Source organism: Pseudobutyrivibrio ruminis, assembly GCF_015057245.1.
Taxonomy (GTDB): Bacteria; Bacillota; Clostridia; order Lachnospirales; family Lachnospiraceae; genus Pseudobutyrivibrio; species Pseudobutyrivibrio ruminis_E.
In genome coordinates this window covers 1-8,306 of record NZ_SVET01000029.1, presented here as the reverse complement: position 1 = coordinate 8,306, position 8,306 = coordinate 1, and the positions used below count along the sequence as shown (strand labels likewise).

General features: G+C 35.8%; 7 protein-coding genes. 1 reads left to right on the top strand and 6 read right to left on the bottom strand.

The features are described 5' to 3' along the window. Positions 1 to 342: 342 nt before the first annotated feature. A complete protein-coding gene (locus tag E7274_RS14170) occupies positions 343 to 804 on the bottom strand; it encodes an RpiB/LacA/LacB family sugar-phosphate isomerase (RefSeq protein WP_304176843.1) in 462 nt (153 codons plus the stop codon). 531 nt (positions 805 to 1,335) lie between these two features. Here E7274_RS14170 and E7274_RS14165 point away from each other — a divergent pair. Then, positions 1,336 to 2,904 carry an EAL domain-containing protein gene (locus E7274_RS14165; protein WP_304176840.1) on the top strand — a complete coding sequence of 523 codons (1,569 nt, stop codon included), beginning with the start codon at positions 1,336 to 1,338 and terminating at the stop codon, positions 2,902 to 2,904. Between the two features lie 34 nt (positions 2,905 to 2,938). Here E7274_RS14165 and E7274_RS14160 read toward each other — a convergent pair whose 3' ends face one another. The 5 genes from E7274_RS14160 to E7274_RS14140 all read right to left on the bottom strand — a co-directional run bounded on the left by E7274_RS14160 (position 2,939) and on the right by E7274_RS14140 (position 8,106). Then, positions 2,939 to 3,391, bottom strand: a complete 453-nt coding sequence (locus tag E7274_RS14160) for a low molecular weight protein-tyrosine-phosphatase (protein ID WP_304176837.1) — start codon at positions 3,389 to 3,391, stop codon at positions 2,939 to 2,941. A gap of 12 nt (positions 3,392 to 3,403) precedes the next feature. Further along, on the bottom strand, positions 3,404 to 3,868 hold the full coding sequence (locus E7274_RS14155) for a hypothetical protein (RefSeq protein ID WP_304176835.1): 465 nt from the start codon (positions 3,866 to 3,868) through the stop codon (positions 3,404 to 3,406). A gap of 230 nt (positions 3,869 to 4,098) precedes the next feature. Beyond that, the gene (locus tag E7274_RS14150) at positions 4,099 to 4,734 is read right to left on the bottom strand and encodes a hypothetical protein (RefSeq protein ID WP_304176829.1); all 636 of its coding nucleotides are present in this window, start codon (positions 4,732 to 4,734) and stop codon (positions 4,099 to 4,101) included. A gap of 78 nt (positions 4,735 to 4,812) precedes the next feature. Beyond that, on the bottom strand, positions 4,813 to 7,386 hold the full coding sequence (locus E7274_RS14145) for a sensor histidine kinase (RefSeq protein WP_304176826.1): 2,574 nt from the start codon (positions 7,384 to 7,386) through the stop codon (positions 4,813 to 4,815). Positions 7,387 to 7,404: 18 nt separating this feature from the next. Next, complete coding sequence (locus E7274_RS14140) at positions 7,405 to 8,106, bottom strand: response regulator transcription factor (RefSeq protein WP_304176823.1); 702 nt, start codon at positions 8,104 to 8,106, stop codon at positions 7,405 to 7,407. Positions 8,107 to 8,306 lie beyond the last annotated feature (200 nt).

Genomic DNA, 8,306 nt, shown 5'->3' with positions numbered 1-8,306 from the left:
CATAAAACTGACTTGTTTACTATAAAGGTTTTTGTTTCGTCTTAGAAACTAAATGAATTTCAAGGATACATGTTTTATACAAAACTGTATTAATTCAAGGTTTGTTTCACTGTTCAGTTATCAATCTTCGTTTATTTGTTTTGCTCTGTGTGACTTGCTGTCCCTCAGTGCTCGATTATAATATCACCTGTATCTTCACTTGTAAAGCCTTTTTTGAGGATTTTTTAAAAGTAAATCTATTCGGCAAAAATCGCCCTTTTGTTTGAATTGCACTAATTGTTTGTACAATATTTGTAAATACCCCACAATACCTAATCTAATCCTTTATCTAACGCTCTACCATTACTTTACAGGAACGCAATGCTTATCGTTAATATCGCACACCTTCTGAACTCTTCTTCTGTACTTCTCTTCCATAAGTGGGTCTGTGTTTAACCAAGTCTTTACTACTTCCATTGCCATCAAACCGCCAATGATTTTAGCACCAAGGCAAAGAATGTTTGAATCTGTGTGCTGACGAGCAAGTGTTGCACATAATGGATCCTGGCATACTGCTGCATAACATCCATTAATCTTGTTTGCAATAAGAGCGCTACCGTAGCCTACTCCATCGCAAAAGATTCCTCTATCACATTCGCCCTTAGCTACTGCCAAAGCTGCTGGATAAACAAAGTCAGATAAGTCGCAGCTGTTATCGTCATATGCCCCAAAGTCTTCTACTTCATATCCTTCACTTAATAAATATGCTTTAATTTCCTCCTTCATTTGAGTTCCTGCATGATCATTTGCCATTGCAATCTTCATATTTATTTCCTCCTATGTTTTGTATACATAACAATAATCATCTTACAATAGATAACATGTCTACCTTAAATGATAAAAAGCTATTTACTTAATTGCAACATATTCTTAATTCCGTCACAGATTGTTCATTGGAATCAGACGATATAATGGCATACAATTATTTATGAGAGAGTTATGATATTTATTTGGTCGAGGGGGCTTATGTGGGATTATAGTTTCGCTATACCTAGCATCTTAATATTGGCTATATTATTGCTCAATTACTTTATGCTACAAAGACTGCCTGTTAGAGTAAATAAGAACTTTGTCAGTCTTTTATTAATTGAGACAATAGTAATCTCTTCTGATATATTCTCCAGTTGGGCCTGTGAGAACTATTTAGAGTTGCCTAAATTTATTGTTATTTTTAGTAATATGCTCTTCTTTGTATTTTTCAATCTAAGAGCATATGCTTTCTTTGTGTTCACATGCAGTATTCTCGAACTCGATCCAGTAGAAAACAAATTTAGAACATTTTTATGTAGACTACCATTGTTTATTACAGAAACAGTTACTTTGACATCACCTTGGACTAAAGCTGTCTTTTCTATAGAAATTACCGGCTATCAACGTGGCTATTTTTACAATATTATAGTATTGAATTTCGCCATTTATCTATTTATGAGTGCCTATGCTGTAATAATTTTTAGAGGCAAACTTAAGGCCAAAAGAGATTTTTACGGCACTTTATTCTACTTACTGTTACTTACATCTGGTCTGATCATGCGAATTCTATTTCCTAAGTATCTACTGATGGATACTTTCTGCGTTATGACCATAATCTCTATTAATCTTCTTTTTATGAATCCAGAGTATTTCATAGAAAGAAGGACACGTTTATTCAATAGTGAAGGACTACGAATCATTCTTCAAGATACAACCAGGCAAAAATATGACACTATATTTGCTTTTGTGATTAGACATTATCAAGAGGCCGTAGAAATCTATGGTACAAAGCAGATGGATGTTGGTATTCGCCTCATCGGTTCATACCTTAGACGAATTCTTCCAAGGGAGAAGCTTTTCTATTATCGCTCTGGTAGATTTATCATTATGGCAAAATCCAACGTAGATGTTCCGGCTGTAATCAAACAAATCGAAGAACGTTTCAAGTCTCCATGGTTATCCGACAATGTTGAGCTATACTTGGAGGCAAGATTTGTTGAAGTGAGCCCGGAATATGAATTATATGATTCAGACGTTGTCATCAATACTTTAGTAAACGCCTTGAACAAGGCCAATAATACCACCGACAAATCTCACGTACTTGTAGATCGAGAAATGTTCAATGCCACACAGGACAATACGACAATTAAAAGATCCCTCGAAAAGGCCATCGAAAATAATACTGTTGAGGTATTTCTGCAACCTATTATGGATGCAAAAACAAATACTCTAGTGGGCGCTGAAAGCCTATGTAGAATCAGGGATGATAAGGGCAACATAATATCTCCTAATAAATTTATTCCAATTGCTGAAAGCAATGGTCGAATAAATCAACTAGGTGAACAGGTTTTTGAAAAGACATGTAAATTTATCAGTGAAAATAACATGAGTGATCTGGGCTTAGAATGGATTAATGTGAATCTGTCTCCTGCACAGTTTATGAAAAAAGACTTAGCATCAGATTTCAGTAAGCTAATAGAAAAATATAATCTTCAACCTTCAAACATTCATCTTGAAATAACAGAAGCAGTAATTGTCGATGATGATATTATGAACAATCAAATTCAAAGCCTCCGTCATAAAGGATTCCTGTTTTCTCTTGATGATTATGGCACAGGCTATTCAAACATTAGTAGGCTTAAGCATTCACCATTTTCCAACGTCAAAATCGATATGAGTATTGTATGGGACTACTGTGATAATCCAAATTTACTTTTACCTATGCTGATAAAAGCATTCAAAGAAACTGGCTATAGCCTTACTGCCGAAGGAATAGAAACAAAAGAAATAGAAGATACCATGAAATCTATTGGAATCGATTATCTGCAAGGAATGTACTATTCGCCTCCGATTCCAATGGATGAATTTATAAAGAAATATACTAAAAGCTCTTAGCCAGCAAGACTAAGAGCTTTTCTTGTTATCAATATTAATCATTTAGATGCATTAAAAGGCCTTCGCAACCAGCCAATACATCCCTATAACAAACGTCAAACTTTCGAGTGTACCAAGGATCATCAATATCACGTGGTCTATCGGTAAAATCAAGAAGCCTGTATATTTTGTTGTCCCTGTCTTCACCAAATTCATAGCGTAGGTCACGCATATTTTCTGCATCCATTCCAATTATATAATCAAAATCTCTATACTCGTCCTTTCTAATGTGACGAGCTCCATAGCCGCTGCAGTCTATGCCTTTTTCATTAAGCAGTTGTCTAACTGGTGGATATACTGGATTGCCTATTTCCTCGTATGTCATAGCTGCACAGTCGATATAGAAATCCTCTGCAATTCCGCGTTTGTCTACCATATCCTGCATTACATATTTGGCCATAGGCGAGCGACAAATTGAACCATGGCAAACAAAAAGTATTTTAGTCATTATTATCCTCCACTAAGACTGTAAATCCAGATTCGGCATAGAATCTATTACTTCTTGTAAAGGAGACCATGCCATAACATCAAAATCATCTTCTCCTATACTAGCATTTTCATCCTCGTCCTCCAAGCCCTCGCCTTTGTTTCTATTAGTTTTTCTTGCCTCTTCTATCTCATCATTATTGCTAGGCAAACTAGCATATGCATCTGTCTTTTTGAATTCCCTTACTACTTCATCCAAGGCTGCAATTATAGCTGTTTTATATTCATCTTTATCTGAAATACTGTTGTAAGCAAAGAAAATTATGTCGTTAACCTCTTCTTTAGACTGAGCAGTCTTCAGCTGATGCTCCAGATTTTCAGCCATTCTTCTTATTCTGAGATATTGTAGATAGAGTTCTAGATTGTGCTCTTTTAAATATGACTCTTCCTTTTTAGTTAGCCTTTTCCCGCTTTTTATTTTTGCCTGTATTTTTTCCATCAGCTTAGGATCTTCCTTGCTATTTGAATCAGAGGCTTCCTCCTATAATTTTCTAACCACATTCGTCAAATGAGCTGATACCGTTTGGCCATCTATACTATTATTTTGAAAACTCATGTTTCCTAAATCAAATGATATCTGCATAGTCTTCTCCTATACCTTGCAAATAAAAAAAGGTTCATGAATGATTGTTATTTCATCCATGAACCTTTTGATATCCTTAATATCGTTTAAAGCATCAAGCCACTCGAACTATAAGTTCCTGAGCTTAGTGCCATAGCCTTGTTAACTATTGTATCAATAGAATCAACTGTGCTGGCAATATTTTTGTAGTATGAAGAGGTACTACCGAGTAGAGCTTTGATATCCTCTGGATTTGCTGCTACGAGTTTTTCCTGGTCGATTACAAGCTTGTTATCGCTGCTCATTGTAATTCCGATATTTGCAAAATCCTCAGCCTTTGCTTTATAAGCCTCTAAAAACTCTGATTGGAATGTATTGTATAATGTACCGCCACATGAAGTCAGATTTGTAATAGTGCTGTTGTAAGCTGTTACAAAATTAGTAACTCCCTTTAACAAGTCAGCATTATCATATTCTTTTCCTGACTCTGCCTCATATAAAGATTTATCAGCAAGGTTTGAAAGAGCATCCAAAAGATTTGTAGCAGCCTTATCAACATTTTTGTATTTGCTGTTGGAGCTACTAGATGATAGTCCCATGGATTCCATCTTCTGCTGATATTTCAAATCATTGTTTGAGATGATTTGGTCGATAAGCGCATTTCCACTTTTTTTGCTATTTAACAGTGAAAGCAGACCTTGACTACTCTGATAATACTCATAAGAATTATTAATCGTACTCATCAAAACCCTCCTTTTTCATTCTCCACATCTTATATCGGATAGATTTTGCCACAAGTTTATAGATTAAGTTTATTATTTTTATTCTTCTGTTTTGAGCTCGTCAAATTCAACTATTGCTTTAAACAAATCTCCATCAATTTCAAGGGATAATGAGCCTCCCATAGATTCTGTTAAGCTCTTTGCTATGGAAAGACCTAAGCCATTTCCGTCTGTGAAACGAGACTTGTCTCCTCTGACAAAGCGTTCCATAAGCTCATCTGCTGAAATGTTTAACTCATTTTTTGATGTATTTCTAAAGGTAAATCTGACTTTGCCGTCTACTCTCTTCAAATCAATATACGCTCTTGTATCCGGTTGGGCATATTTCACGATGTTGGACATAAGGTTATCAAAAACTCTCCAAAGATATCGATTGTCCGCCATAAGGAAGATGTCATCTGCTGGAAAATCTGTTACCACTGTAATCTTGCCAGCTTCCAGTCTTTCGCTAAATTCACCTATTGATTGATTTAGAAGAACAACAGCATTCATTTTTTCCATGGTAAATTTAATATTTCCCGTAGATGCTTTTGATGCTTCTATTAAATCTTCTATTAGCTTTTTCAAACGAGCTGACTGGCGACTAAGGACTCCCAAATATTCCTTTGCCTTTTCATTATCAATTTTTTCTTTGTTAAGCAAGTCCACGTAGTTTATGATGGATGTAAGCGGAGTCTTAATGTCGTGAGAGACATTAGTTATAAGTTCAGTCTTCATTCTCTCGCTTTTGGTTCGCTCATCAAGAGCTACATTGATACCATCACCAATTTGATTCATAGCAACGGCATGCTCCTCTAAAAACAGTGGCATCCCCTTTAAATCAACCTTGGCTGATAAATCTCCTGCCGCAAGGGCTGTGGCTGTCTCCTTTATTCTGGCATAGCTATATAATAATTTGCGAAGCACAATGACAAAAGCTATTTTTTCAAGTACCCAGAAAGGCGCAATTCCTCTAGTATCATATGACATCATAATTACAAAATATTCAATTATCGTAATTACGATAAAGATAAACCAAATTCTTCTAGTCCATTTAATATTTTTACGAATCTTTATTGACTGCTGATGAAGGATAGTAAGCCGCCCCTTCCCCCAGACGATAATTTTGTAGGCAAATGTATGCTTGAAGAAGCGATGTAGTTTTACATTAACCGAAAGGTTCGCTGACCACATAAGACCTACTGCCATCATAGCTGCTGTAACTATTCCAAATATAAATATAGACATCCCAAGAGATAAATTGCTATCTCTCATAGCTTCTACAAGCCAATAGGATATTGCAAAAATAATATATTCCGTAATAATAGCGCACCAGAAAAATACATCAGTCCAAACCTTACCAATCCAATTAACGCTAATTTCATCGGAATTCTTTTTATGGCCAATTGCGCACATAAACAGAACATAACATAGGATTGAAAGTATAAATGAAAGTACCGCTGCTATCGGAAATACGTATTTTGTATCCTCGGCAAATCCGATGAACCATTTAGCCTGTGCATAAAAATCATTTACTCCATTAAATGTATCTTTAGGGAAGCATACAAAAACATAATTTTCTGTTTCAGGATTTAAAGTTGCAACCTCAACTGTAGAAGCAGTTTCTAAATATGCTTCATAATTTATTTCTGAAAGTGTGTTATGTATAGTAGAAAAGTCAGCAATGTATTCACCCATTGGTGCTTCTTCTCCGTACCCGTCCACATAAATATTAATAGCAAAATCTTCTATACTATCTGTAATAGGGGCAAACTGAGTATCTTCAATATACAAACCATCTGTATTTTCTACAGGAGCATTAGGCAGAGCACGTTCTGCAGGCAAATAATCAACTTCATATTCTTCTGTTGTTTCTTCTTCTGTTTCTTCTTCTGTTCCTTCTGAATCCTCATCTTCTATTGTATATGTAGTCTCGTCACTATCTCCCTCTTCTAAAGGAGTATAATAATCTACCACATCCGGTTTATTGGCTTCCCAAATTTTTCTGTAAATAATATTCACAGATGAATTCAAATACTCTGATTTCGATTCTTCATCGGCATAATCAACTGTACCGATGTCATAGCATGACTCACTAAGCTTGTAAAACTCACCGTTACTATATACGTACATATTCTGACTTATAGGATCATAACCAATACCATTGATATCATAAGTTTTCCATTCAGTGGTATTTACATCAATAATCTGATTGCCACCCCATATGTCCAGGAAATTATCACTAAGCACAAATTCTGTATCTGGATTAATACTGTAATCTCCTACATAAGCATTATCTGGAACAGTTGTGGTGAAATTTTTACATAAATACAAAGATTCATCATCAAGATCAATGTTTTCAGCATTTGTCCCCTTGATAATGCCATAATAGCAGTTCATTTTATCTAGCTTATCTTCATTAAAATCGTCCTGATTATCAGAAAGAGCTAAAGTGACATAACTTGTGCCTGCATATCGATAAACAAAATCGGAAAATGCATCTTTATCATTCGAATATAACTTCCAGCTTTGGAAGAATGCGCATATCACCAGTGATAAAACGCAAATAAATGCAAAAATAGTGCATCCCACTGCAAGAAGTATCTTACTTGCATTACTGTATAGTCGTTTCATAATCATCCTCCTGATGAGCTAGTCATCAATCTTATATCCGTGCCCCCAGACAGCCTTTAGGTATCTTGGATTGGCACTGTCATATTCTAATTTTTCCCTGAGATGGCGGATATGAACAGCCACAGTGCTTTCTGCGCCAAGCACTGTATCATTCCAAACCTTCTCATAAATGTCGCGTGGTGAGAGAACTTCCCCCTTATGTGTCATAAGAAGTTTTAAAATATCGAATTCTAGTGGAGTGAGATTTACCAAATTGCCATCAAGTGTAACCTCTTTAGATTTATCGTTTAACTCGATACCTCCGATTTGAAGGATACTGTCATTGTCAGAAGCTTCCTCTGTTGATGCACCAAGTAGCGTGTATCTTCTAATCTGAGATTTCACTCTAGCCATCAGCTCCACTGGATTAAATGGCTTCGTCACATAATCGTCAGCGCCTATTGTAAGTCCCATAACCTTATCTGCATCTTCGCTTTTTGCTGTAAGCATGATGATTGGCACATTGGAAAATGTTCTTATTTCTGCCATAGCTGCTATGCCATCCATCACCGGCATCATCACATCCATTAGAATCAACTTAATATCAGTCTGAGCTTTGATGGCATCTACTGCTTCCTTTCCATTTGAAGCACTAATTACTTCAAAACCTTCACTTACAAGATAGATTTTTAACGCTGAAATGATATCTGGTTCATCATCACATATTAGAATTTTGTTCATTTTATCTCCCATATTGTTTGGACCTTTCGGCCTCCTATGATTAATCACAAATATATAATATTGTATATTATCTTAAGTTCCAATGGGGTAAATTATTAAGATTTGTTTAAGAAATAGGATTAAAATCAAAACCACCGGCTTAGCCGGTGGTTTGTTCTAGCCCTATAAGGGCTTGTTACCGGCACTGGAGTCTAAAGACT

What these genes read in the sequence shown, in the direction of transcription:
- E7274_RS14170 (WP_304176843.1), bottom strand. Translation starts at nt 804, where the DNA reads ATGAAGATTGCAATGGCAAATGATCATGCAGGAACTCAAATGAAGGAG.
- E7274_RS14140 (WP_304176823.1), bottom strand. Translation starts at nt 8,106, where the DNA reads ATGAACAAAATTCTAATATGTGATGATGAACCAGATATCATTTCAGCG.
- E7274_RS14160 (WP_304176837.1), bottom strand. Translation starts at nt 3,391, where the DNA reads ATGACTAAAATACTTTTTGTTTGCCATGGTTCAATTTGTCGCTCGCCT.
- E7274_RS14155 (WP_304176835.1), bottom strand. Translation starts at nt 3,868, where the DNA reads ATGGAAAAAATACAGGCAAAAATAAAAAGCGGGAAAAGGCTAACTAAA.
- E7274_RS14150 (WP_304176829.1), bottom strand. Translation starts at nt 4,734, where the DNA reads ATGAGTACGATTAATAATTCTTATGAGTATTATCAGAGTAGTCAAGGT.
- E7274_RS14145 (WP_304176826.1), bottom strand. Translation starts at nt 7,386, where the DNA reads ATGAAACGACTATACAGTAATGCAAGTAAGATACTTCTTGCAGTGGGA.